Source organism: Cellulomonas hominis (assembly GCF_901521055.1).
Lineage (GTDB): Bacteria > Actinomycetota > Actinomycetes > Actinomycetales > Cellulomonadaceae > Cellulomonas > Cellulomonas endometrii.
In genome coordinates this window covers 1-24037 of sequence record NZ_CABEGA010000033.1, presented here as the reverse complement: position 1 = coordinate 24037, position 24037 = coordinate 1, and the positions used below count along the sequence as shown (strand labels likewise).

Sequence of the window (24037 nt, the reverse complement as noted above, 5' to 3'; positions counted from 1 at the left end):
GATGACGACGACCGACACCGGCCGCCCCGCCGAGCCGATGACCCAGGACGAGGCGATCGCCTCGATCGGGAACTACGGCTACGGCTGGCACGACGCGGACACCGCCGGCGCGACCGCGCAGCGCGGCCTCTCCGAGGACGTCGTGCGCAACATCTCGGCGCTCAAGAACGAGCCCGAGTGGATGCTGAAGACGCGCCTGAAGGCGCTGCGGCTGTTCGACAAGAAGCCGATGCCCTGGTGGGGCGCGGACCTGTCGGGCATCGACTTCGACAACATCAAGTACTTCGTGCGGTCGACCGAGAAGCAGGCGACCTCGTGGGAGGAGCTCCCCGAGGACATCCGCAACACCTACGACCGCCTGGGCATCCCGGAGGCCGAGAAGCAGCGCCTCGTCGCCGGCGTGGCCGCGCAGTACGAGTCCGAGGTCGTCTACCACCAGATCCGCGAGGACCTGGAGGCGCAGGGCGTCATCTTCGTCGACACCGACACGGGCCTGCGCGAGTACCCCGAGCTGTTCGAGCAGTACTTCGGCTCGGTGATCCCCCCGGGCGACAACAAGTTCGCGTCCCTGAACACCGCGGTGTGGTCGGGCGGCTCGTTCGTCTACGTGCCGCCGGGCGTGCACGTCGAGATCCCGCTGCAGGCCTACTTCCGGATCAACACCGAGAACATGGGCCAGTTCGAGCGGACGCTGATCATCGCGGACGAGGGCTCGTACGTGCACTACGTCGAGGGCTGCACCGCGCCGATCTACCAGTCGGACTCGCTGCACTCCGCGGTCGTCGAGATCATCGTGAAGAAGAACGCCCGCGTGCGGTACACGACGATCCAGAACTGGTCGAACAACGTCTACAACCTCGTGACCAAGCGGGCGACCGCGGCCGAGGGCGCGACGATGGAGTGGGTCGACGGCAACATCGGCTCCAAGGTCACCATGAAGTACCCGGCGATCTACCTGCTGGGCGAGCACGCCCGCGGCGAGACGCTGTCCATCGCCTTCGCGGGCGAGGGCCAGCACCAGGACGCCGGCTGCAAGATGGTGCACGCCGCGCCGCACACGTCGTCCTCGATCGTGTCGAAGTCGGTGGCCCGCGGCGGCGGCCGCACGTCGTACCGCGGCCTGGTGCAGGTGCTGGAGGGCGCGAGCCACTCCGCGAGCAACGTGCTCTGCGACGCGCTGCTGGTCGACCAGATCTCGCGCTCGGACACCTACCCGTACGTCGACGTCCGCGAGGACGACGTGTCGATGGGTCACGAGGCGACGGTCTCCCGCGTGAGCGAGGACCAGCTGTTCTACCTGATGTCCCGCGGCATGACCGAGACGGAGGCCATGGCGATGATCGTGCGCGGGTTCGTGGAGCCCATCGCACGCGAGCTGCCCATGGAGTACGCCCTCGAGCTGAACCGCCTGATCGAGCTGCAGATGGAAGGGGCCGTCGGCTGATGTCGACCACCACACCGACCGAGTCCGGCGCGCCCGCCGGCCTGTCCACCGACCACTCCCGCGCGACCGCCGACGGGGCGCACAGCCACGGCGTCGGCGGCGTCCCGCAGTCGTCCCGCGCGGCCCGCGCCACCTCGTTCGAGGTCGCGGACTTCCCGGTGCCGTCCGGGCGCGAGGAGGAGTGGCGGTTCTCGCCCGTCGACCGCCTGGCCCCGCTGTTCGCCCCCGAGTCCGGCCGGCTGACCGGCCACGGCGTCCTCACCACGGTCGTGAACGCGCCCGAGGTCGAGGTCGAGATCGTGGACCGCGACGACGCGCGGCTGGGCCGGGCCGGCGAGCCCGGCGACCGGGCCGCGGCCGTGGCCTGGGCGTCGTTCCCGCGCGCCACCGTCGTGACCGTCCCGACCGAGGCGGTCGCGTCGACCGTCACCTCGGTGCGCGTCGAGGGCGTCGAGGGCCAGCTCGAGCCCACCGGCAGCCACCTGCTGGTGCACGCCCAGCCGATGTCCGAGGCGACGGTCGTCATCGACCACGTCGGGTCGGCGCTGCTCACCGAGACGGTCGAGGTCGTGGCCGAGGACGGCGCGCACCTCACGGTCGTCTCCGTGCACGACTGGGACGCGGGCACGGTGCACGCCGCCGCGCACCGCGTGAAGCTCGGCCGCAACGCCACGGTGAAGCACATCGTCGTGACGCTCGGCGGCGACGTCGTGCGGATCACGCCGGACGCCGAGTTCGCCGGTGAGGGCGGCTCGGTCGAGATGCTCGGCGTGTACTACGCCGACGCGGGCCAGCACCAGGAGCAGCGGCTGTTCGTGGACCACGCGGTGCCGAACTGCAAGTCCCGGGTGGCCTACAAGGGCGCGCTGCAGGGCGAGGGCGCGCACACCGTGTGGGTCGGCGACGTGCTGATCCGCGCGGCGGCCGAGGGCACCGACACCTACGAGCTCAACCGCAACCTGGTCCTCACGGACGGCGCGCGCGCGGACTCCGTGCCGAACCTGGAGATCGAGACGGGCCTCATCGAGGGCGCGGGCCACGCCAGCGCCACCGGCCGGTTCGACGACGAGCAGCTGTTCTACCTGCGCGCCCGCGGCATCCCGGAGACGGACGCCCGCCGCCTGGTCGTGCGCGGCTTCTTCGCCGAGCTGATCAACCAGATCGGGGTCCCGGAGATCGAGGAGCGCCTGATCGACGCCATCGAGCGCGAGCTGGCGCAGTCGATGTCGGAGTTCGCCGGGGCGGCCGCGGTCACCGGTGGCGACCTCGCGAGCGACATCACGCCCGAGACGGACGGCGAGCGCGCCATCCTGAACGAGCCGGCCTCCGTCACCTCGCAGGACGAGCGCGCATGAGCGCCCAGCTCGCCTGCATGACCTCCGACGTCCCCGAGGCCGGCACGTTCCGTGTCGAGCTCGAGGGGCCGTCCGGCGTCGTCGAGGTCGCGGTCGTCCGCGACGAGGACGGCGCGCTGCACGCCATCAGCGACATCTGCTCGCACGGCGCGGTCTCGCTGTCCGACGGCGAGGTCGAGGGCTGCACGGTGGAGTGCTGGCTGCACGGGTCGCGGTTCGACCTGCGCACCGGCGAGCCGCTGGGCCCCCCGGCCGTCCGCCCCGTCCCCGTCTACCCCCTGACCGTCGACGGCGAGCGCGTGCTCGTCGACGTCGACGGCGCCTGAGCTTCCCGAGGAGAACCTGAGCATGTCCACCCTGGAGATCCGCGACCTGCACGTCAGCGTCGAGACGAAGGAGGGCCCCAAGCCCATCCTCCGTGGCGTCGACCTCACCATCGGCAGCGGCGAGACGCACGCCATCATGGGCCCGAACGGCTCCGGCAAGTCGACCCTGGCGTACTCGCTGGCCGGCCACCCGAAGTACGAGGTGACCTCCGGCACCGTGACGCTCGACGGCGAGGACGTCCTCGCGATGTCCGTCGACGAGCGCGCCCGCGCCGGCCTGTTCCTCGCCATGCAGTACCCGGTCGAGGTGCCGGGCGTGTCGGTCTCGAACTTCCTGCGCACGGCCAAGACCGCGATCGACGGCGAGGCGCCGCCGCTGCGCAGCTGGATCAAGGACGTCACCGTCGCGATGGACAAGCTGCGCATGGACGCGACCTTCGCCGAGCGCTCCGTCAACGAGGGCTTCTCCGGCGGTGAGAAGAAGCGCCACGAGATCCTGCAGATGGAGCTCCTGAAGCCGCGGTTCGCCATCCTCGACGAGACCGACTCCGGCCTGGACGTCGACGCGCTGCGCATCGTGTCCGAGGGCGTGAACCGCGTGAAGGAGAACTCCGAGATCGGCGTCCTGCTGATCACGCACTACACGCGCATCCTGCGCTACATCAAGCCGGACTTCGTCCACGTGTTCGTCGACGGGCGCGTGGCCGAGGAGGGCGGCCCGGAGCTGGCCGAGCGGCTGGAGAACGAGGGCTACGACCGGTTCCTGACGTCGGGCGCCTCCGCCTGACGACCGGGCCGGACCCGGGCCGGGGCGGCGGCGCGACCGCCGTCCCGGCCCCACCCCCGGGGGCGACGGGGCACGACGCGACCGCACGGGACCGACGAGCAGGGACGAGGACGACGAGATGACCGAGACGCTGGACCGGACCTCGGGCGCCGACGGCGCCACCGGCGCGCCCACGCTGGGGGCTGCCGAGCTGGCCGCCGTGCGGGCGGACTTCCCCCTGCTGCAGCGCACGGTCCGCGACGGCCGGCCGCTGGTGTACCTCGACTCCGGGGCCACGTCCCAGAAGCCCGACGTGGTCCTCGACGCCGAGCAGGACTTCTACACGCAGCGCAACGCCGCGGTGCACCGCGGGGCGCACCAGCTCGCCGAGGAGGCCACCGAGGCCTTCGAGACGGCGCGCCACCAGGTCGCCTCGTTCGTGGGCGTCGCGGACGACGAGCTCGTCTGGACGTCGAACGCGACGGCCGGCCTGAACCTCGTGGCCTACGCGATGTCGAACGCGACGCTCGGCCGGGGCGGCGAGGCGTCGCGGCGGTTCGCGCTCGCGCCGGGCGACGAGATCGTCGTCACCGAGGCCGAGCACCACGCGAACCTGGTGCCGTGGCAGGAGCTCGCCGCGCGCACCGGCGCGACGCTCCGCTGGCTCGGCGTCGACGACGACGGGCGCATCCGGGCCGACGACCTCGACACCGTCGTCACCGACCGCACCCGCGTGCTCGCGTTCTCGCACGCGTCGAACGTCACCGGCGCGATCACGCCCGTCGAGCGGTTCGTCGCCCGGGCCCGCGAGGTCGGTGCGCTGACGGTGCTGGACGCGTGCCAGAGCGTCCCGCACCTGCCGGTCGACCTCGCCGCCATGGGCGTCGACTTCGCCGCGTTCTCCGGGCACAAGATGCTCGGCCCCACCGGCGTGGGCGCGCTGTACGGCCGCCGCGAGCTGCTGGAGGCCATGCCGCCCGTGACCACCGGCGGCTCGATGGTGGAGGTCGTCACCATGGAGGCCACGACGTACGCCCCGCCGCCGCGCCGGTTCGAGGCCGGCACCCAGATGGTCTCGCAGGCCGTCGGCATGGGCGCCGCCGCGACGTACCTGGCCGAGCTCGGCATGGACGCGGTCGCCGCGCACGAGCGGCACCTCGCCGGGCTGCTGCTCGACGCCGTGGCGTCCGTGCCGGGCGTGCGGGTGATCGGCCCCACCGAGAACCGCGACCGGCTCGCGACCGTGTCGTTCGTCGTCGACGGCGTGCACGCGCACGACGTCGGCCAGGTCCTGGACGACGCGGGCGTGGCCGTGCGGGTCGGTCACCACTGCGCGCAGCCGCTGCACCGCCGGTTCGGGGTGGCCGCCACGGCCCGTGCCTCGGCGGCCGTCTACACGACGGACGAGGAGATCACGGTGTTCCGGGAAGCACTGGCGGGGGTTCGGACGTTCTTCGGACTGCAAGACTGAGCGCCATGCACGAGGACGGACACCGATGAGCACCGGCTCCATGGAGCAGCTGTACCAGCAGCTGATCCTCGACCACGCCAAGCACCCCGCCCACCGCGGCGCCCAGGAGGCGTTCGACGTCGAGGTGCACCACGTCAACCCCACCTGCGGCGACGAGGTGACCCTGCGGGTGCGCCTCGACGCGGGGGAGTCCGGCTCCCCGGTGATCGGCGAGCTGACCTGGACCGGTCAGGGCTGCTCGATCTCGCAGGCGTCCGCCTCGGTGATGTCCCAGGCGGTGTCGGGCGCGTCCGTCGAGGCGGCGATGGCGATGTCCGCCGACTTCCGCGAGCTGATGGACTCCCGCGGCGTGCTGCCCGAGAAGTTCGAGGACGACCGGCTCGACGAGGCGCTGGAGGACGCGGTCGCGTTCGTCGGCGTCGCCCGCTACCCGGCCCGCATCAAGTGCGCCCTGCTCGGCTGGGCCGCCATGAAGGACGCCGTGGCCCAGGCCGCGGCGCAGACCACCCAGACCACTCAGGAGGAGGGGCGATGAGCGACACGACCGCAGCCCAGGCGACCGGCGAGGCCGACGCCACCGGTGCAGCGCCCGCGAACGTCGCGGACATCGAGGAGGCGCTCCGGGACGTCATCGACCCCGAGCTCGGCATCAACGTCGTCGACCTCGGGCTCGTCTACGGCATCGCCGTGGAGCCGAACCGGCACGTCACGATCGACATGACGCTCACCTCGGCGGCCTGCCCGCTGACCGACGTCATCGAGGACCAGGCCGGCTCGTCCCTCGAGGGGCTCGTCGACTCGTTCCGGATCAACTGGGTCTGGATGCCGCCGTGGGGCCCGGAGAAGATCACCGATGACGGCCGCGCGATGATGCGGGCCCTCGGGTTCAACATCTGACGCACGTCACCGACGGCCGGTCGCCCCGCGGGGTGGCCGGCCGTCGTCGTGCCCGGGGGGTCGGAGGGTGTCAGGGGTTCTCGACCGCGAACGTGTCGCACGCCGCGAGACTGCCCTGCTCGTAGCCGGTCGTGAACCACTGCTGGCGCTGCTCGCTCGACCCGTGCGTCCAGGTGTCCGGGTCCACGCCCCCGCCGGACTGCTGCTGGATGTGGTCGTCGCCGACGGCGGCGGCCGCGGACAGCGCGTCGGCGAGCTGCTGCCGGCTGATCGGCTCCAGGAACGTCACGCCGGTGTCGGGGTCGACCGTCGTGGCCGCGTGCCCCGCCCACAGGCCGGCGTAGCAGTCCGCCTGCAGCTCGACGCGCACGGAGTCGGAGTCGTCGCCCGTCCCGGAGCGGTCCGCCCGGTCGAAGACGCCGGTGAGCTGCTGGACGTGGTGCCCGTACTCGTGCGCGACCACGTACATCTCCGCCAGCGAGCCTCCGGACGCCCCGAACTGCGAGGACAGCAGGTCGTAGAACGACAGGTCCAGGTAGATGGTGCGGTCCGGCGGGCAGTAGAACGGCCCGGTGCTCGCGGACGCCGCCCCGCAGCCGGTGTCGGTGGCCGCGGTGAACGAGACCACGCCCGGCTGCACGTCGGCCTCCGCCACCTGGAGGCCCGCCGCGGGCAGGGCCTCCGTCCAGTACGCGTCGAGGGACTGCACCGTGGCCGAGAGCCGGCACTCCCGCTCGGCGTTCGCCTGCTCGGCGGTGCAGGCGCCGATCTCGCTCACCTGCTCGCCCGCGGAGCCACCCCCGCCACCCGTGGCGCCGGAGAAGAGCTGGCCCGGGTCGCCGCCGAGCAGCACCACCAGCGCCACGAGCACGAGGCTGCCGATCCCACCGCCCACGGCGACGCCCCGGCCGCGGCCACCGCCGCGGCGGGAGGTCACGCGTCCGCCCTCGAACCGGCCACCGTCCTGGAACGTCATGCCGGGAACGTAACCGCGCCCGCGGCGGTCCGCGCGTCGAGGGTCGGGCCGCTCAGTCGACGATGCCGCGCGCCGCCAGCGCCTCGCCGAGGTCCCGCGCGCGCCCGACGACCCGCAGGACCGCCGGCGTCAGCCACACGCGCGGGTCGCGCTCCAGGCCGCGGGCGCGCGCGGCGTCGCGGACCTCGTGCACGGTGCGGGCGATCTCCGGGACCGTCCGCAGGACCAGCGCGACCGCGACGGCGACCACGTCCGGCGGCAGACCGACGCGGCGCAGGGGCCGGGCCGCGCGGGTGAGCGCGTCCAGCAGCCGGTCGGCGGGCGTCGTGGCCGTCACGACCGCGGCGGCCAGCACCAGCGTGAGCAGGTCGGCCACCACCTCGACCGCCGGCGCCCACCCGCGCGCCCACGCCTGGTACGCGCCGGCGAGGACGGCGGTGACGAGCACGGGCAGCAGACCGCGGAGCGTCGCCCGCGGCGGCAGGGCCGCGACGACGGCGGCGAGCACCACCACGACCAGGAGGGCGAGCGCCGCCGGGACGCCGTGCGTGAGCACCACGGCGCCGCCGAGCAGGGCGAGCGCACCGAGCTTCGCACCGACGGGCGCCCCGTCCAGCGGCGTGCGCGCGGTGCGGTGCGCGCCGAGGAGCGTCACGCGAGGTCGTCGCTTCCGGCGGAGGTCGTCCCGTGGGACGGACGACCTCGTGCAGGACTGACGACCTCGCCGCCGGAGGCGCCGGGGACGGGCGCGGACATGAGGGCACGGTAGGCGGGCAGCGTCGTGGCGGGTGCGCCGTCGTGGACGACGCGGCCCGCGTCGACCACCAGCACGCGGTCCGCGCGGGCAGCGGCGTCGAGGTCGTGCGTGACCTGGACGACCTGCTGCGGCAGCCCCGCCAGCAGCTCGTGGACCACCTGGCGCCAGCGCAGGTCCAGCAGGGTGGTGGGCTCGTCGCAGACCAGCACCGCCGGCTCGGTGGCGAGCACCGCGGCGAGCGCGAGCAGCTGCCGCTGGCCGCCCGACAGCGCCCGGACCGGGACGTCCGCCCGCTCGGCCAGGCCGACGCGGGCGAGCGCCTCACGCGCGCGGGCGTCGCGCTCCCGGGCGGGCACGCCGAGCCGGCGCAGGGACAGCGCGACGTCCTCGACGGGGGTGGGCATGACCACCTGCGCGTCGGGGTCGGTGAACAGGAAGCCCACCCGGCGCCGCACGGCCGCGCCGTCCCGGGCGGTGTCCAGCCCGTCGACCCGCACGGCGCCCGCCGACGGCAGCGTCAGCCCGTTCAGCAGCCGGGCGAACGTCGACTTGCCCGAGCCGTTCGCGCCGACGACCGCGACCCGGTGCTCCGTGAGCGTGCACGTGACCGGGCCGAGCAGCGTCACGACGCTCTCGCGGCCGCGCGGCCCGGGGGCGTACGCGGTGACGACGGCGCCGTCGAGCTCGATCACCGGCCGCGCAGCAGGTCCGGGAACGCGCGCAGCGCGGCGGCGGCCACGACGGCGGCCAGCGCGTTCTTCACCAGGTCCCCGGGCAGGAACACCGCGCCCGCGGCCAGCGCCTCGGACGGGGACAGGCCCAGCCGCCAGCCCATGACCGCGATCCCGAGCGGGTGCACGGTCAGCAGCGTCGCCGCGGCGGCCGCCCCGAACAGGGCGGGGACCCGCCACCGGGGACGCGCGCGGCGGGCCAGCAGCCCGAGGGCGCCCGCCACCGCGGCGGCGAGCGGGAACGCGAGCAGGTAGCCCGCGGACGGGCCGGCGAGCACGCCCAGCCCGCCGACGGCACCGGAGAACACCGGCAGCCCGGCGAGGCCGACCGCGACGTAGAGCAGCAGCGCCAGCGCGCCGCGCCGCGGGCCGAGCACGAGGCCCGTCAGCACGACGCCGAACGTCTGGAGCGTGATCGGCACCGCGCCCCCGGTCGGGATCGCGGGCAGCACCGCGCACACCGCGACGAAGGCGGCGAACGTGGCGACCAGCGCGACGTCGGTCGCGCGGGAGCTGCGGGTGACCGGGACGGTACGCGGTCACGCTAGCCGCCCCCCGGGGCCGCGTCGTTCGTCGCCGGGGCCAACGCGCGGACGCCGCCGCTGTGGGTTCCGGCGAACGCCCGCAGGGGGCCGCGGGAATTCTCGTCGTCGGTGCCGCGCTGGCCCTCGTAGAATGGCGGGCGTTTGTGCCGACTCTGCGACGACGCGCGCGGCGAATCAGCGGTCCGCGCGGTGCACGGCGGAGGGACGAGGGAACCAAGTGATCACAGCCCAGGGCGTCGAGCTGCGCGTGGGAGCACGCGTGCTGCTGTCATCGGCGACCTTCCGGGTCGCCCCGGGCGACCGGATCGGTCTGGTCGGTCGCAACGGCGCCGGCAAGACCACGCTCACCAAGACGCTCGCGGGGGAGGGTCAGCCCAGCGGCGGCACGATCTCCCGGAGCGACGACGTCGGCTACCTGCCCCAGGACCCGCGGTCCGGTGACCTGTCCACCCTCGCGATGCACCGGGTGCTGTCGGCCCGCGGGCTGGACGAGGTCGTCGCGGCGATGCGGGAGACCGAGCTCGCGATGGCGTCGGCCGACGACGAGACCCGCGAGGCCGCCATGGAGCGCTACTCGCGGCTCGAGGCCCGGTTCACCGCCGGCGGCGGGTACGCCGCCGAGAGCGAGGCGCACCGCATCACGTCGAACCTCGGCCTGGACGACCGGGTGCTGGGCCAGCCGCTCGGCACGCTGTCGGGCGGTCAGCGCCGCCGCGTCGAGCTCGCGCGGATCCTGTTCTCCGGCTCGGGCACGCTGCTGCTCGACGAGCCGACCAACCACCTCGACGCCGACTCGATCGCGTGGCTGCGGGACTACCTCAAGGTGTACCCGGGCGGCTTCATCGTGATCAGCCACGACGTCGAGCTGCTGCGCGCGACCGTGAACAAGGTGTTCCACCTGGACGCCAACCGCGGCGAGCTCGACCAGTACAACCTGGGCTGGGACGCGTACGTCCAGCAGCGCGAGACGGACGAGAAGAGCCGGCGCCGCGAGCGGGCCAACGCCGAGAAGAAGGCGTCGGTGCTGCTCGCACAGGCCGACAAGATGCGCGCGAAGGCCACCAAGGCCGTCGCCGCGCAGAACATGGCGCGCCGGGCCGAGCGGATGCTCGCCGGCCTGGATGAGGTCCGGGTGTCCGACAAGGTCGCCAAGCTGCGGTTCCCCGAGCCCGCGCCCTGCGGCAAGACCCCGCTCACCGCGGCGGACCTGTCGAAGTCGTACGGCTCGCAGGAGGTGTTCGCGGGGGTCGACCTGGCCATCGACCGCGGCTCCCGCGTCGTCGTGCTCGGGCTGAACGGGGCCGGGAAGACCACGCTGCTGCGGATGCTCGCGGGCCTGCAGGAGTCCGACACCGGCGAGGTGAGGGCCGGGCACGGGCTCAAGCTCGGGTACTACGCCCAGGAGCACGAGACCCTCGACATGGACCGCACCGTCGTCGAGAACCTCCGGTCGTCCGCGCCCGACCTCACGGACACCCAGGTGCGCTCGGTGCTCGGGTCGTTCCTGTTCTCGGGCGACGACGCGGACAAGCCGGCGGGCGTGCTGTCCGGCGGCGAGAAGACCCGCCTGGCGCTCGCGGCCCTGGTCGTGTCGTCGGCGAACGTGCTGCTGCTCGACGAGCCCACCAACAACCTCGACCCGGCCAGCCGCGAGGAGATCCTCGCCGCGCTGCGCGGGTACACCGGCGCCGTGGTGCTGGTCAGCCACGACGAGGGCGCGGTCGAGGCGCTCCAGCCGGAGCGCGTGGTGCTGCTCCCCGACGGCGACGAGGACCTCTGGAACCCGTCCTACCTGGACCTCGTCACGCTCGCCTGACGTCCCGCCCGCGGCGGCTCAGCGGGACTGGGAGTCGATGAGGGCGTCCTCGGTCTCCTCGTCCGACGGGCGGCGGCGGCGCGGTGCCACCGGGGGCACCGGGGCGCGCGGCGTGCTGCCGTCACCGGCGGCCGCGCCCTCGAGCAGCTCCCGGCGGGCCAGCCAGCCGAACGCGACGAGCGACCCGACCGAGAACGTCCACCACTGGAACGCGTACGACAGGTGCGAGCCGGGGTCGACGCTCGGCTCGGGGAGCGCGCCCAGGCGCTCGGCGGCCGCCGGGTCCTCCTCGACGACCGCGCCGTAGCCGCCGAACGACTCCGCGTCCGACCCGCCCGCCGCCAGCACCTGCGCGACGTCGATCGCCTGGACCTGCCCCGCGGGCGCCGACCGGTCGCTGGCGGGCTCGTCCGCCCGCAGGTGCACGGTGACCGTGACCTCGCCCGGCGGCGGCGCGGGGACCGAGACCTCGCCGCTCGCGTCGTCGTCCCAGGCGACCCAGCCGCGGTCGACGACCAGCACCGAGCCGTCCGCGAGCTCCAGCGGCACGAGCACGTGGAACCCGGGCTGGCCGTCGACGGGCCGGTTGCGCAGCAGCACCGCGGCGTCGGCGTCGTAGGTGCCGGTGACCGTCGCCTGCCGCCAGACGTCGCGCGGGTCCAGGACGGCGCCCGGCTCGGGCAGCAGGTCGGCGAGCGGCACGGCGTCGGCGGCGAAGTTCTGCTTCACCAGCTGGATCGCGGCGTCCCGGGCGACGTGCCGGTGCCACTGCCACCGGCCCAGGAACACGCACGCGACGGACACGGCGACCGCCACCAGCACCAGGCCGACCGCGCGACGGGCGGCGGGGTTGCCCCGGAGGGTCATCGCAGCCCCGGTGCGCCGGGGAGGCCCGGGAGCCCCAGCCCCGGACGCTGCCCCTGCTCCACGCGCGGCAGGTCCGCGACGGGCACGGTGTCCTGCCAGAACGCGCGCACGCGGAGGTACTCCTCGAGGTGCTCGCGGTGCTCGTCGCACGCCAGCCACACCTTCCGGCGGTCCGGGGTGTGCAGCTTCGGGTTGTTCCACAGCACGCCCCAGGTCGCCTCGGCGCGGCAGCCGCGGGCGCTGCAGATCAGGTCGTCGACGGCGTCGGGTGCCGCGGCGGTCATCGGGGTCCTCCGGCGGGGTGGTCGCGGGTCTCGTCGTCGGGGTCGGCGGGGTCGTCCGGGCGGATCGGCTGCTCGGGGCGGACGGGCTCGTCGGGCGGCACGGGCGCCTCGGCACGGGGCCCGGCCGGGGGAGCGGCGGGCCACGGCGTCGCCGCGGGTCCCGCGTCGAGCACCGGCGGCAGCACCGGGACGGGTCCGGCGTCGCGGCGCTCACGACCCGCGTTGGCGAACAGCACGGCGGTGTACGGCAGCACCACGGCGCCGACGATCAGGACGAGGCTGACCCACATCGGCACGTACTGCCAGAGCAGCACGGCCAGCAGGAAGCAGACGATCCGGATGCCCATCTGGATCAGGTACCGCCGCTCGCGCCGCGCCTGGTCGGCGGCGAGGGGTTCGGGCGCGCTCGTGATGCTCTGCGCCGCGTCGGGGGTCCGCCTGCTCACACCTGATCGTAGGCGCCGCCGGCGGGTCCGGCGCGCTCCCGGCGGCACCTGGCGGCCGTGTCGGGGGCGCCCGCGATACTGCGGGCATGTACGTCGAGAGGCCGTCGCGCGGGGTGCCCGGCGCGGTGGCGTGGTCGGTGTCCGCGGCCCGAGCCGGCGGTTCCGTGCTGCCCGACGGCTGCATGGACCTCGTGTGGTCGGGCGGGCGGCTCCTGGTCGCCGGGCCGGACACCCGCGCGCACTCCGCGGCCCCGGTCGCGCCCGGCAGCCCCGTGCTGGGCGTGCGGCTCCCGCCCGGCGCCGCGCCCGTGCTGCTCGGCGTGCCCGCGCGGGTGCTGCGCGACCAGCGGCCGGACCTCGCGGACGTGTGGGGCGTCCGGGCCGCCCGCCCGTGGCTCGACGCGGTGGCCGAGGGCGGGGTCGCGGCGCTCGAGGGACGCATCGCGGCGCGGCTCGCGGAGCGCGGCGGGCGGCGCGCGGACGTCGCGGCGGTCGCCCGGCTCGTCGGTGCCGGCATCGGGGCGGCCGAGGTCGCGGACCGGGCCGGCGTGACCCCCCGGACCCTCCACCGCCGGTGCCAGGACGCGTTCGGGTACGGACCGCGCACGCTCGCGCGCGTGCTGCGGCTGCAGCGGGTGCTGCCCCTGCTCGACGCCGGGACCGCGTTGGCCGACGTCGCGCAGCGCGCGGGGTACGCGGACCAGCCGCACCTGTCCCGCGAGGTCCGGGCGCTCACCGGCCGGTCGCCCGCGGCCCTCGCGTCCGACCGCGCGGCGGGCTAGCAGCCGCCGGGCAGGCAGTCGCCCGGCCTGACCCGGCCTGACCCCGCCTCACCCGCCCGGGCGCCTTCCGAGGTCAGGCGGTGCGCTCAGGTGGTCGCGGCGAACAGGTCCACCGCGGTGCCGTCCGGGTCGTGCAGCACGGCGTAGCGCTGGCCCCAGACGGCGTCCCACGGCGGCAGGTGCCCGGTGAAGCCCGCGTCGACCATCCGCTCGTACGTGGCGTCCACCTCCGCGGGGTCGGCGCACGCGAAGGCCAGCGCGACGCGGTGCCCGCCGGCCGGCGGCTGCCAGCCCGGGTCGAAGGAGCGCACGACGTCGACGGTGTCCCACGCGAGGCGCAGACCGCCCGGCAGGGAGACCTCCACGTGCGGCGCGGTGTCCGCGTCGGCCGGCACGTCGAGGCCGAGGGCCCGGTAGAACGCGAGGGTGCGGGGCAGGTCCGTGGCGACGAGCCCGATGAGGTCCAGGTGCGGTGTCATGCCCCGACGGTAGGGCCGGCGCCCGCGCCGGGTCGTGAACGTTTCGGACACGCCCGCCGGTCCTGCTGCCCGGCGGCGCGTGGACCGACCCTTGTGCGAACCGGACAACACCGGCGCGCCAACCTGTGCCGCGCCGGTGCACCGCCGTCGCGGGGGCGTCGGCTAGCGTCGACTTCCGTGTCCGAGACCTCGCAGACCACCAGCCCCCGCCCGGAGCCGCGCAGCGTGCTCGTGACCGGCGCCAACCGCGGGATCGGCCGCGCGATCGCCGAGCGGTTCCTGGCGAACGGCGACAAGGTCGCCACCCTGGCCCGCAGCGGCGGCGCCCCGGACGGCGTCCTCACCGTGACCGGTGACGTCACCGACACGGCGTCCGTGGACGCGGCGTTCGCGGAGGCCGAGGCGCAGCACGGCCCGGTCGAGGTGCTCGTCGCGAACGCCGGCGTGACCCGCGACGGCCTGCTCATGCGGATGAGCGACGAGGACTTCGAGCAGGTGCTCGACGTGAACCTCACGGGGGTGTTCCGCTGCGTGCGCCGGGCCTCCAAGGGCATGATCCGCCTGCGTCGCGGCCGCATCGTGATGATCGGCTCGGCGGTCGGCCTGTACGGCAACGCCGGCCAGGTCAACTACGCGGCGACGAAGGCCGGCCTGGTCGGCATGGCCCGGTCCGTCACGCGCGAGCTCGGCGCCCGCGGCATCACGGCGAACGTCGTCGCGCCGGGCTTCATCGAGACCGCCATGACCGCCGAGCTCCCGCAGGACCGCCAGGACGCGTACCTGTCCTCCATCCCGGCGGCGCGGTTCGGCGCGGTCGACGAGATCGCCGCGGCCGTGGAGTTCCTCGCGTCGCCCGCCGCCGGCTACATCTCCGGCGCGGTGCTGCCCGTCGACGGCGGCCTCGGCATGGGCCACTGACCTCCCTCACCCCGAACGAACGGAACGGAACCACCATGGGTCTCCTCGACGGCAAGAAGCTCCTCGTCACCGGTGTCCTCACCGACGGCTCCATCGCCTTCCACGTCGCGCGCCTCGCGCAGGAGGAGGGCGCCGAGGTCGTGCTCAGCTCGTTCGGCCGTCAGTTCCGCCTGACGCAGGCGATCGCGCGCCGGCTGCCGAAGGAGGCGCCGGTCGTGCAGCTCGACGTCACCGACGCCGACGACCTGGCCGCGCTGGGCGACCGCGTCCGCGAGCACGTCGACCACCTGGACGGCGTCGTGCACTCGATCGGCTTCGCGCCGCAGTCCGTCATGGGCGGCAACTTCCTCGCCGCGCAGTGGGCCGACGTGGCGACCGCGCTCGAGGTCTCCGCGTTCTCCCTGAAGTCGCTCGCCACCGCCACGCAGCCGCTGCTCACGAACGGCGGCTCGATCGTCGGCCTCACGTTCGACGCCCGGTTCGCCTGGCCGGTCTACGACTGGATGGGCGTCGCCAAGGCCGCCTTCGAGTCGACCTCCCGCTACCTGGCGCGCGACCTCGGCCCGTCCGGCATCCGGGTGAACGTCGTGTCCGCCGGCCCGATCCGCACCACGGCCGCGAAGTCCATCCCGGGCTTCGAGTCGATGGAGGGCGGCTGGGACGGCCGCGCGCCCCTGGGCTGGGACGTCCACGACCCGGAGCCGACCGCCCGCGCGGTGGCCGCGCTGCTGTCCGACTGGTTCCCGAAGACCACCGGGGAGATGGTGCACGTCGACGGCGGCGTGCACGCCATGGGTCAGTAGTCGTGCGACGCTGGTGCGCGTGAACCCCGCGCACCAGCTCGTCCTGCTCCGCCACGCCAAGGCGGAGCACCCGGCCTCCCTCGACGACCAGCTCCGCCCGCTCGCGCTCGCGGGGCGCAAGCAGGCGTCCGAGGTCGGCGTCGCGCTCGCGGCGGCCGGCGTCGTGCCGGACGTGGTGCTGGTGTCCTCGGCCGTGCGGACCCGTCAGACGTGGGACCTGGTGCGCGCGGGTCTGGGCCTGCCGGCCGAGGCCGCGCGGCTGAGCGACGAGCTCTACACCGCCGGCGTGCGCGCCCTGATCGGCCTGCTGCGCGAGGTCGAGGAGTCCGCGGGCACCGTCCTGGTCGTCGGGCACGAGCCGACCGTCTCGCAGACCGCCGCCGCGCTGGCCGGGCCGGGGTCGGACGACGCCGCGGTCGCGCAGGTGCGGGTCGGTGTCTCCACGGCGGCGTACAGCCTGCTCGAGGTGCCCGGTCCGTGGGCGGAGCTCGTGCCCGACGCCGCGCGGCTGCTGCGCGTGGTCGCCCCGGCCTGACCCCGCCGCTCGGGCCGCTCGGGCCGCCCGGGCGCGCCGGCCGGCGAGGTCAGCGGAACGGCGGCAGGTCCAGGACCGCGTCGAGGCGGTCGCGGACGACGGCGTCGGCCTGCTCGCACACCACCGGCTTGGCGTTGAACGCGATGCCGAACGCCGCCGCGGCGAGCATGTCCAGGTCGTTGGCGCCGTCGCCGATCGCGATGGTCCGGTCCAGGGGGATCCCGGCGGCCGCCGCGTACTCGCGCAGGGTGCGGGCCTTCACCGCGCGGTCCACGACCTCGCCGGCGACGCGGCCGGTGAGGGCGCCGTGCTCGACCTCGAGGGCGTTCGCGTGGAACCGGGTGATGCCGAGCCGCTCCGCCAGGGGCGCGACGACCTCCACGAAGCCGCCGGACACCAGCCCGACGGGCCACCCGCGGCGGTCGAGCTCGGCGAGCAGCTCCACTGCGCCGGGCGTCACGACGACCTCGTCCAGCACCTCGGCGAACACCGACACGGGGAGCCCGGCCAGCGTGGCGACCCGCGCCCGCAGCGACTCGGTGAAGTCCAGCTCGCCGCGCATGGCCCGCTCGGTGATCTCGCGGACCTCGTCCTGCGACCCGGCGTGCGCCGCCAGGAGCTCGACGACCTCCTGGGTGATCAGCGTCGAGTCGACGTCCATGACGACGAGGCGGGGCGGTCGCGGCTGGCTCACCCGGGCAGGCTACCGAGGCCGGTCGGGTCGTCGCGCGGGCGTCCACGGACGGCGGACGCCCGCGCGGCCGGTGCGTCAGAGCTCGACGACCGCGCCCTTCGGGACGACGGTGATGCCCGACTCGGTGACGGTGAAGCCGCGGGCCTCGTCGTGCTCGCGGTCGATGCCGACGCGGGCGCGCTCCTGGACCACGACGTTCTTGTCGAGGATCGCCCGGTGCACCTGCGCGTACCGGTTCACCTGCACGCCGTCCATCAGCACCGAGTCCGTCACCTGCGCCCACGAGTGCAGGTACGTGCCGGGCGACAGCACCGAGCCGGAGACCGTGGCCCCGGAGACGATGACGCCGGGGGAGACGATCGAGTCGGCGGCGTGGCCGAGGCGACCGGCGCCGGCGTGCACGAACTTGGCCGGCGGCAGCCCGGTGTAGCCGGTGTAGACCGGCCACTCGTCGTTGTACAGGTTGAACACCGGCTCGATGGAGATGAGGTCCTGGTTCGCGTCGTAGTACGAGTCCAGGGTCCCGACGTCGCGCCAGTACTGCCGGTCCCGGTCGGTGGAGCCGGGCACGTCGTTGTGGATGAAGTCGTAGACCGCGGCGGTCCCGCGCTCCACGAACGCCGGCACGAGGTCGCCGCCCATGTCGTGCCGGGACGTCGGGTTCTCGGCGTCCTCGGTGACGGCGCGGATCAGGGCGTCGGTGTTGACGACGTAGTTGCCCATCGACGCGAGGATCTCCTGCGGGGAGTCCGGCAGGGCCACCGGGTCGGACGGCTTCTCGCGGAACGCGGCGATCTTCGTCGGGTCCGACGGGTCGGTCTCGATGACGCCGAACTGGTCGGCCATCCCGATGGGCTGCCGGATGCCCGCGACGGTCATCTCGGCGCCGGTGGCGATGTGCTGGTCCACCATCTGCGAGAAGTCCATGCGGTACACGTGGTCGGCGCCGACGACGACCACGATGTCGGGCCGCTCGTCGTCCAGGATGTTGAGGCACTGGTAGATCGCGTCGGCGCTGCCGAGGTACCAGTGCTTGCCGACCCGCTGCTGCGCGGGCACGGGGGAGACGTAGTTGCCCAGCAGGGTGGACATGCGCCAGGTCTTCGAGACGTGCCGGTCGAGGCTGTGCGACTTGTACTGGGTCAGCACGACGATGTGCAGGTACCGCGAGTTGACGAGGTTCGACAGTGCGAAGTCGACGAGGCGGTAGATGCCCCCGAACGGCACGGCCGGCTTGGCGCGGGCGGCGGTCAGCGGCATGAGCCGCTTGCCCTCTCCACCTGCGAGGACGATTGCCAGGATGCGCGGCGCTGCCATGCCCTGACCCTAGAGCCACGACCGGGTGCTCGGCGAGGCGAACGGGAGGTTCCGCGCTAGCGTGTCGCAGGTGAGAGTCGACCTGCTGACCCGCGAGTACCCCCCGCACGTCTACGGCGGCGCCGGTGTGCACGTCGCGGAGCTCGCCGCGGTGCTGCGGCGCAGCGTCGACGTGCGGGTGCACTGCTTCGACGGGCCGCGCGACGAGCCGGGCGTCACGGGCTACGACGTGCCGTCGGCGCTCGCGGACGCGAACCCCGCGCTGGCGACCCTCGGCGTGGACCTGTCGATCGTCGACGGCGTCGGCCGCGGCGACGGCCCGGCGACCGACCTCGTGCACTCCCACACCTGGTACGCGAACCTCGCCGGCCACTTGGCGTCGCTGCTGCACGGCGTCCCGCACGTGGTCTCGGCGCACAGCCTGGAGCCGCTGCGCCCCTGGAAGGCCGAGCAGCTCGGCGGCGGGTACGCGCTGTCGTCGTGGGCGGAGCGGACGGCGTTCGAGTCCGCGGCCGCGGTCATCGCGGTCAGCGCGGGCATGCGCGAGGACATCCTGCGCTGCTACCCGGCGATCGACCCCGAGCGGGTCAAGGTCGTGCACAACGGCATCGACCTGACCGGCTGGCGGCGCCCGGAGACGGACGACGAGTGGGCCGCGGCCCGCGCGGTCGCCGTGGAGAACGGCATCGACCCCGACCGGCCCGCGGTGGTGTTCGTCGGGCGGATCACCCGGCAGAAGGGCCTGCCCTACCTGCTGCGCGCCGCCGAGCAGCTGCCGCCCGAGGTGCAGCTCGTGCTGTGCGCCGGGGCGCCGGACACGCCGCAGATCATGGCCGAGGTCACGGGGCTCGTCGAGCAGCTGCGGGCGCGGCGCGAGGGTGTGGTGTGGATCGAGCGGATGCTGCCCCGGCAGGAGCTGGTGTCGGTGCTCGCGACCGGGACGGTGTTCGCGTGCCCGTCGGTCTACGAGCCGCTCGGCATCGTAAACCTGGAGGCGATGGCCGTCGGGCTGCCCGTGGTCGGCACGGCGACGGGCGGCATCCCCGAGGTCGTCGACGAGGGCACCACCGGCTGGCTCGTGCCGATCGAGCAGGTGCAGGACGGCACCGGCACGCCCGTCGACCCCGACCGGTACGTCGCCGACCTGGGCGCCGCGCTCGCGGAGGCCGTGTCCGACGCCGGGCGCGCGCGGGCGTGGGGCGTCGCGTCGCGGCAGCGGGTGGAGGACCACTTCTCGTGGGACGCCATCGCCGAGCGCACGGTGGACGTGTACCGCTCGGTCCTGCGCTGACGCCCGCGCGGGGCTGACGGGCTGCGGGGCGCTCAGGCCCGCCGCGGGTCCGGCGCGTCCGCCGCCGGGTGCGTCGCGACGGCCAGGGCCCGCCGCGCGGCCCGGTCGACGTCCCGCAGGGCGGTGTGCCGCTGGTCCGCCTGCCAGAGGTTCACCGCCGCGCCGTCGTCGGACGTGGCGATGTCGACGATGGCGCGCAGGCGCAGGGCCGACCCGATCACGCGCACCCGGCGGGGCTCCAGCCCGGGCGGGAGCACGCCGCGCGCGTCGGGGGTCGACCGCAGCGCGGCGATCTGCTCCGCGGCGTCGGGCCGCCACCGGGCCACGTCCAGGGAGACGAGCGCCTCGGTCGCCCGGGTGAGCGCCGTCGTGAGCGCCCGCTCCGCCTCCGCGAGCGTGCCGACCTGCCCGACCAGGGCCTGGCGCCACGGCGGCACCGCGTGCACCTGCCACGTCACCAGGTGGCCCACCTCGAACGGGCTGCCGAACTGCTCCACGCCGGGGACCGCCGCGAAGTCGCCGTCGGGCGTGCTGACCAGGACGGCCTCGCCGGCCTCCTGCGCCGGGCCCGCCACCGCCGCGGGCGCACCGGCGGGGTCGCCGGGGGCCGGCAGCACGGCCGCGACCGTGCGCGGGCCGCTCGCCCACGCGGCGACGAGGTCGGCGAGGGTCGCGCCGCCGCGGGCGTCACCGGTGCCCATCCCCGGGACGCCCGCCTCCGGCACGGTCACCCGGTGCGGCTCGTCGTCGCCCTGCACCGCGTCGAGCGTGCGCTGCACCGGCCCGGACCCGGCGCCCGGCTCGGCGAGCCAGAGCGCGAGCAGCACGGAGCGGGGCAGGGCGAGGGAGGTGCGGTCCACGCCACCAACGTACGACCACGTCCCGGCGCTCCCGGGCAGCTAGGGTCTGGTGTCCATGACCGACGTGCTCCACCTGCAGGACGTGACCATCCGGCGCGGCACCACGACGATCCTGGACGCGCTGTCCTGGACGGTCCGCGAGGGCGAGCGCTGGGTGGTGCTGGGGCGCAACGGCGCGGGCAAGACGACCGTGCTCCAGGTGGCCTCCGGCCGGATGCACCCGACGTCCGGGACGGCGGACCTGCTGGGCTCCCGGCTCGGCCGGGTCGACGTGTTCGAGCTCCGGCCGCGGATCGGCCTGGCCAGCGCGGCGCTCGCGGAGCGGATCCCGGGCGGGGAGATCGTGCGCGACGTCGTCCTCACCGCGGCCTACGGCGTCACGGGCCGCTGGCGCGAGGCGTACGAGGACGTCGACGAGTCCCGCGCGACCGACCTCATGGCGGCGTTCGGCGTCGAGCGGTTCGCCGACCGGCGCTACGGCACGCTGAGCGAGGGCGAGCGCAAGCGGGTGCAGATCGCGCGGGCCCTCATGAGCGACCCGGAGCTGCTGCTGCTCGACGAGCCCGCCGCGGGCCTGGACCTCGGGGGGCGCGAGGAGCTGGTGAGCGCCCTGGCGGAGCTGGCCGCCGACCGCCGCTCGCCCGTGCTGGTGCTGGTCACGCACCACGTCGAGGAGATCCCGCCGGGCTTCACGCACCTGCTGCTGCTCGCGGACGGCCGGGTGCACGCCGCCGGGCCGGTCGACGAGGTGCTGACGAGCGAGAACCTGTCCGGCGCGTTCGGCACCCCGCTGCGCGTCGAGAAGACCGACGACCGCTGGACGGCGCGCGGCTCCCGCTGACGCCGGCACCCTCCCGCGGACGGTTTCCCCTCGTCGAGGTCAAGAAATCGTCTAGGATCGGTGGTGAGCGGCGTGGCGTCGCCGCCGACGACGACGGTGCCGGACGGGCACACCCCACGGAAGGGGGCCGACGATGGGCTGGTTGTGGTGGCTCGGTGGCGCGCTGCTGCTGGGCGTCGCGGAGATGTTCTCGCTCGACCTGATCTTCCTCATGCTCGCGTTCGGCGCGCTCGGCGGTGCCGCCGCGAACGCGCTCGGTGCGCCGCTCGCGGTGCAGATCGTGGTCGCCGCGGTGACGTCGCTGCTCATGCTGTTCGCGCTGCGGCCGTTCCTGCTGCGGCGCCTGCGGGAGCGGACCCCGCTCGTGGAGACGAACTCCGCCGCCCTGGTCGGGCGCTCGGCCGTGGTGGTCGCGCCGACCGACGTCGCCGGCGGCCGCGTGAAGCTGGCGGGCGAGGTGTGGTCGGCGCGCGCGCTGGCCGACGGGGAGTCCTTCCCGGCCGGCACGGAGGTCCGCGTGGCGCGCATCGACGGCGCCACCGCGGTGGTCGCGGCGGCCGACCGGCCCGCGACGGCCGACGGGTCGGGTCCGCCCGGCGCGCCCGCCGGCATCTGAGACGACGGCGGCGACCGACCGGTCGCGGCCGGAGGACGACGGCCCGGGTGACGGGCCGGTGCAGGGAGGAGACGCAGTGGACGACCCGAACGTCGGCGCGATCGTGGGATGGGTGTTCCTGGGCATCCTGGCGGTCTTCGTCGTGGTGACCCTGGCGCGTGCCGTGCGCATCGTGCCGCAGACCGTCGCGCTCCTGGTGGAGCGGCTCGGCCGGTACAACCGGACGCTGGACGCCGGGCTGCACCTGATCATCCCGTTCGTCGACCGGGTCCGTGCGGGCGTCGACCTGCGCGAGCAGGTGGTGTCGTTCCCGCCGCAGCCCGTGATCACCTCCGACAACCTGGTGGTCAGCATCGACACCGTCATCTACTTCCAGGTGACGGAGCCCAAGTCGGCGGTCTACGAGATCGCGAACTACATCACCGGCATCGAGCAGCTGACGGTCACCACGCTCCGCAACGTGATCGGCTCGATGGACCTCGAGCAGACCCTGACCAGCCGTGACCAGATCAACGGCCAGCTCCGCGGCGTCCTGGACGAGGCGACCGGCAAGTGGGGCATCCGCGTGAACCGCGTCGAGCTGAAGAGCATCGACCCGCCGGTCTCGGTGCAGGGCGCGATGGAGCAGCAGATGCGCGCCGAGCGCGACCGCCGCGCCGCGATCCTCACCGCCGAGGGGTTCAAGCAGTCCCAGATCCTCACCGCCGAGGGCGAGAAGCAGGCCGCGATCCTGCGGGCCGAGGGGTCCGCTCAGGCGGCGATCCTCACCGCCGAGGGCGAGTCGCGGGCGATCCTCCAGGTGTTCGACGCCGTGCACCGCGGCGACGCCGACCCGAAGCTGCTCGCGTACCAGTACCTGCAGGCGCTGCCGAAGCTGGCGGCCACCCCGGCGAACAAGGTGTGGATCGTGCCGTCCGAGCTGACCGGCGCGCTCGGGCAGTTCACGAAGGGCTTCGCCGGCGCGTTCGGCGGCTCGGGGGACGGCGAGGGCGCGGCCACGGAGGCGCGGCCCGCCGGCTCGTCCCCGCTGGGCCCGCAGGACCTCCCGCCGATCGCGCTGACCGACCCGAAGGAGGCGCTGGCCGAGGCCCGGCGCGAGTCCGAGGCCGCGACCGCCGACGCGACGAGCGCCGGCACGTTCAGCGGCCGGCCGTTCGACCCGGTCGCGGAGGCGGGCCAGCGCCCGCGCCCCGGCACCTCGGCCCCCGCGCAGCCCGCGGTGCCGCCGGTGCCGCCGGTGCCGCCGGTGCCTCCCGTGCCGCCGGCCGAGCCCGACGCGGGGCAGGCCACGCCGCCCGCACCGTGACGGAGCGGGTGCCCGGCCGCTGAGCGCGGTGCCCGAACGACGACGCCCGCCGTGCACCCGCGCGGCGGGCGTCGTCGTGCCCGGGGACGGGACCGCGACTGGACGAGTGAGTGCTCACTCACTTAGGGTGGCGGCGTGGAGGAGCCCCGGACCGGTCGCGCGCGGCCGATGAGCCGCGACGAGCGTCGCGACGCCATCGCCGTCGCGACGATCCCGCTGCTCGAGCGGCACGGCTCGCAGGTGTCGACCCGGCAGATCGCCCTGGCCGCCGGCGTCGCCGAGGGCACGCTGTTCCGGGCGTTCGACGACAAGGTCGAGCTGCTGACGGCCGCGGCCTCGCGCGCCCTGGACCCGGCGGCCGGCGTCGCGGAGATCGACGCCCTGCCCGACGCCGGCGGCCTCGCCGCGGAGCTCACGCAGGTCGCGGAGGTCGTCGCCGCGCGCGGGCGCCGGGTGCGGCGCGTCATGTTCGCCGTGCACGGGGTGCTCGCCTCGGAGGAGGGCCGCCGGGCCGCAGCCGTCCGGGGCGCGCGCGGGGCGGACGTCCTCGGCCGCACCCCGCCGGCGCAGGGCGGCCCCGGCTCGCCACCGGCCCTCCCGCACGGGCCCGGCCGCGACGTGCGGGCCCGCGCCCTGACGGAGTCGCGCGCCGCGATCGCCCGGCGGCTCGAGCCGTACCGGGACGACCTCCGCGTGGAGCCCGAGCGGCTCGCGCAGCTCCTGCTCGCGACGATCATGGGCCAGGGGCCGCCGGTCGTGCCGGAGGAGGCCGAGCTCGCCGTCGGCGACCTGGTGGACGTCCTGCTGCACGGCGCCGCCCCCGGCTCTTATACACATCTCCGAGCCCACGAGACGCTACGCTATCTCGTATGCCGGCTTCTGCTTGAAAAAAAAAAATCGTATGCCGTCGTCTG

27 protein-coding genes are annotated in these 24037 nt (G+C 74.8%); 16 read left to right on the top strand and 11 right to left on the bottom strand.

The genetic code is table 11. The features are described 5' to 3' along the window. Position 1: 1 nt before the first annotated feature. The 7 genes from sufB (at position 2) to KJP73_RS09835 (ending at position 6259) form a co-directional block, all read left to right on the top strand. Positions 2-1444: a Fe-S cluster assembly protein SufB gene (gene sufB, locus KJP73_RS09865; RefSeq protein WP_213282684.1), complete on the top strand. Its 1443-nt coding sequence runs from the start codon at positions 2-4 to the stop codon at positions 1442-1444. Then, the gene (sufD, locus tag KJP73_RS09860; RefSeq protein ID WP_213282683.1) at positions 1444-2799 is read left to right on the top strand and encodes a Fe-S cluster assembly protein SufD; all 1356 of its coding nucleotides are present in this window, start codon (positions 1444-1446) and stop codon (positions 2797-2799) included. Before sufB ends, sufD begins: the two co-directional genes overlap by 1 nt. Beyond that, a complete protein-coding gene (locus KJP73_RS09855) occupies positions 2796-3125 on the top strand; it encodes a non-heme iron oxygenase ferredoxin subunit (RefSeq protein ID WP_213282682.1) in 330 nt (109 codons plus the stop codon). The genes sufD and KJP73_RS09855 overlap by 4 nt, the downstream gene beginning before the upstream one ends. 22 nt (positions 3126-3147) lie before the next feature. Further along, complete coding sequence (gene sufC / locus KJP73_RS09850; protein WP_213282681.1) at positions 3148-3912, top strand: Fe-S cluster assembly ATPase SufC; 765 nt, start codon at positions 3148-3150, stop codon at positions 3910-3912. Positions 3913-4030: 118 nt separating this feature from the next. After that, on the top strand, positions 4031-5362 hold the full coding sequence (locus KJP73_RS09845; RefSeq protein WP_213282680.1) for a SufS family cysteine desulfurase: 1332 nt from the start codon (positions 4031-4033) through the stop codon (positions 5360-5362). Between the two features lie 25 nt (positions 5363-5387). Next, the gene (sufU, locus tag KJP73_RS09840) at positions 5388-5897 is read left to right on the top strand and encodes a Fe-S cluster assembly sulfur transfer protein SufU (protein ID WP_213282679.1); all 510 of its coding nucleotides are present in this window, start codon (positions 5388-5390) and stop codon (positions 5895-5897) included. After that, positions 5894-6259 (top strand): metal-sulfur cluster assembly factor, encoded by a 366-nt coding sequence (locus KJP73_RS09835; RefSeq protein WP_213282678.1) that lies wholly within the window; start codon positions 5894-5896, stop codon positions 6257-6259. The genes sufU and KJP73_RS09835 overlap by 4 nt, the downstream gene beginning before the upstream one ends. A gap of 70 nt (positions 6260-6329) precedes the next feature. Here KJP73_RS09835 and ypfJ read toward each other — a convergent pair whose 3' ends face one another. From ypfJ to KJP73_RS09815, 4 genes are read right to left on the bottom strand one after another with little or no spacing between them, the layout of a single operon-like run. Next, positions 6330-7235: a KPN_02809 family neutral zinc metallopeptidase gene (gene ypfJ / locus KJP73_RS09830; RefSeq protein ID WP_213282677.1), complete on the bottom strand. Its 906-nt coding sequence runs from the start codon at positions 7233-7235 to the stop codon at positions 6330-6332. Between the two features lie 52 nt (positions 7236-7287). After that, a complete protein-coding gene (locus tag KJP73_RS09825) occupies positions 7288-7890 on the bottom strand; it encodes an energy-coupling factor transporter transmembrane component T (RefSeq protein ID WP_249669275.1) in 603 nt (200 codons plus the stop codon). Beyond that, positions 7887-8684, bottom strand: coding sequence for an energy-coupling factor ABC transporter ATP-binding protein (locus KJP73_RS09820; protein ID WP_213282676.1), 798 nt, complete (start codon positions 8682-8684; stop codon positions 7887-7889). Before KJP73_RS09820 ends, KJP73_RS09825 begins: the two co-directional genes overlap by 4 nt. Continuing rightward, complete coding sequence (locus KJP73_RS09815; protein ID WP_349628302.1) at positions 8681-9175, bottom strand: biotin transporter BioY; 495 nt, start codon at positions 9173-9175, stop codon at positions 8681-8683. The genes KJP73_RS09820 and KJP73_RS09815 overlap by 4 nt, the downstream gene beginning before the upstream one ends. A 310-nt stretch (positions 9176-9485) precedes the next feature. Between KJP73_RS09815 and KJP73_RS09810 the strand changes: the two genes are divergently transcribed. Continuing rightward, positions 9486-11084 (top strand): ABC-F family ATP-binding cassette domain-containing protein, encoded by a 1599-nt coding sequence (locus KJP73_RS09810; protein ID WP_213282675.1) that lies wholly within the window; start codon positions 9486-9488, stop codon positions 11082-11084. Positions 11085-11102: 18 nt separating this feature from the next. Here KJP73_RS09810 and KJP73_RS09805 read toward each other — a convergent pair whose 3' ends face one another. The 3 genes from KJP73_RS09805 to KJP73_RS09795 are packed head-to-tail and all read right to left on the bottom strand — an operon-like array spanning position 11103 to position 12681. After that, positions 11103-11951, bottom strand: a complete 849-nt coding sequence (locus tag KJP73_RS09805) for an SURF1 family cytochrome oxidase biogenesis protein (protein WP_213282674.1) — start codon at positions 11949-11951, stop codon at positions 11103-11105. Continuing rightward, positions 11948-12235 carry a hypothetical protein gene (locus tag KJP73_RS09800; protein WP_213282673.1) on the bottom strand — a complete coding sequence of 96 codons (288 nt, stop codon included), beginning with the start codon at positions 12233-12235 and terminating at the stop codon, positions 11948-11950. Before KJP73_RS09800 ends, KJP73_RS09805 begins: the two co-directional genes overlap by 4 nt. Continuing rightward, positions 12232-12681 (bottom strand): DUF3099 domain-containing protein, encoded by a 450-nt coding sequence (locus KJP73_RS09795; protein WP_213282672.1) that lies wholly within the window; start codon positions 12679-12681, stop codon positions 12232-12234. The genes KJP73_RS09800 and KJP73_RS09795 overlap by 4 nt, the downstream gene beginning before the upstream one ends. Positions 12682-12767: 86 nt before the next feature. Between KJP73_RS09795 and KJP73_RS09790 the strand changes: the two genes are divergently transcribed. After that, positions 12768-13463 carry a helix-turn-helix transcriptional regulator gene (locus KJP73_RS09790; protein WP_213282671.1) on the top strand — a complete coding sequence of 232 codons (696 nt, stop codon included), beginning with the start codon at positions 12768-12770 and terminating at the stop codon, positions 13461-13463. A gap of 86 nt (positions 13464-13549) precedes the next feature. Here the strand turns inward: KJP73_RS09790 and KJP73_RS09785 are convergent, their stop codons facing one another. Beyond that, positions 13550-13942: a VOC family protein gene (locus KJP73_RS09785; protein WP_213282670.1), complete on the bottom strand. Its 393-nt coding sequence runs from the start codon at positions 13940-13942 to the stop codon at positions 13550-13552. A 177-nt stretch (positions 13943-14119) separates the two neighbouring features. Here KJP73_RS09785 and fabG point away from each other — a divergent pair, with 177 nt between their 5' ends. Genes fabG through KJP73_RS09770 form a run of 3 tightly spaced genes read left to right on the top strand, consistent with a single transcriptional unit; the run spans position 14120 to position 16198 of the window. Beyond that, complete coding sequence (gene fabG, locus KJP73_RS09780) at positions 14120-14860, top strand: 3-oxoacyl-ACP reductase FabG (RefSeq protein ID WP_213282669.1); 741 nt, start codon at positions 14120-14122, stop codon at positions 14858-14860. 35 nt (positions 14861-14895) lie between these two features. Then, entirely contained in the window at positions 14896-15663 is a 768-nt protein-coding gene (gene fabI, locus KJP73_RS09775; RefSeq protein WP_213282668.1) for an enoyl-ACP reductase FabI, read from the top strand. Between the two features lie 19 nt (positions 15664-15682). Continuing rightward, positions 15683-16198, top strand: coding sequence for a SixA phosphatase family protein (locus KJP73_RS09770; protein ID WP_249669273.1), 516 nt, complete (start codon positions 15683-15685; stop codon positions 16196-16198). Positions 16199-16247: 49 nt separating this feature from the next. On the opposite strand, the gene serB is transcribed toward KJP73_RS09770, so the two are convergent. Together serB and glgC are read right to left on the bottom strand one after the other, a co-directional pair. Further along, positions 16248-16892, bottom strand: coding sequence for a phosphoserine phosphatase SerB (serB, locus tag KJP73_RS09765; RefSeq protein WP_433995166.1), 645 nt, complete (start codon positions 16890-16892; stop codon positions 16248-16250). A gap of 75 nt (positions 16893-16967) precedes the next feature. After that, on the bottom strand, positions 16968-18209 hold the full coding sequence (glgC, locus tag KJP73_RS09760; RefSeq protein ID WP_213282667.1) for a glucose-1-phosphate adenylyltransferase: 1242 nt from the start codon (positions 18207-18209) through the stop codon (positions 16968-16970). A 70-nt stretch (positions 18210-18279) separates the two neighbouring features. Between glgC and glgA the strand changes: the two genes are divergently transcribed. Then, positions 18280-19500 (top strand): glycogen synthase, encoded by a 1221-nt coding sequence (gene glgA, locus KJP73_RS09755; protein WP_213282666.1) that lies wholly within the window; start codon positions 18280-18282, stop codon positions 19498-19500. A gap of 32 nt (positions 19501-19532) precedes the next feature. Here glgA and KJP73_RS09750 read toward each other — a convergent pair whose 3' ends face one another. Next, on the bottom strand, positions 19533-20360 hold the full coding sequence (locus KJP73_RS09750; protein WP_213282665.1) for a hypothetical protein: 828 nt from the start codon (positions 20358-20360) through the stop codon (positions 19533-19535). Positions 20361-20415: 55 nt separating this feature from the next. Between KJP73_RS09750 and KJP73_RS09745 the strand changes: the two genes are divergently transcribed. The 3 genes from KJP73_RS09745 (at position 20416) to KJP73_RS09735 (ending at position 23123) form a co-directional block, all read left to right on the top strand. Next, positions 20416-21201, top strand: a complete 786-nt coding sequence (locus tag KJP73_RS09745) for an ABC transporter ATP-binding protein (protein WP_213282664.1) — start codon at positions 20416-20418, stop codon at positions 21199-21201. Positions 21202-21334: 133 nt separating this feature from the next. Further along, positions 21335-21817 (top strand): NfeD family protein, encoded by a 483-nt coding sequence (locus KJP73_RS09740; RefSeq protein ID WP_213282663.1) that lies wholly within the window; start codon positions 21335-21337, stop codon positions 21815-21817. A 76-nt stretch (positions 21818-21893) separates the two neighbouring features. After that, entirely contained in the window at positions 21894-23123 is a 1230-nt protein-coding gene (locus tag KJP73_RS09735; protein WP_213282662.1) for an SPFH domain-containing protein, read from the top strand. Positions 23124-24037: the final 914 nt, after the last annotated feature.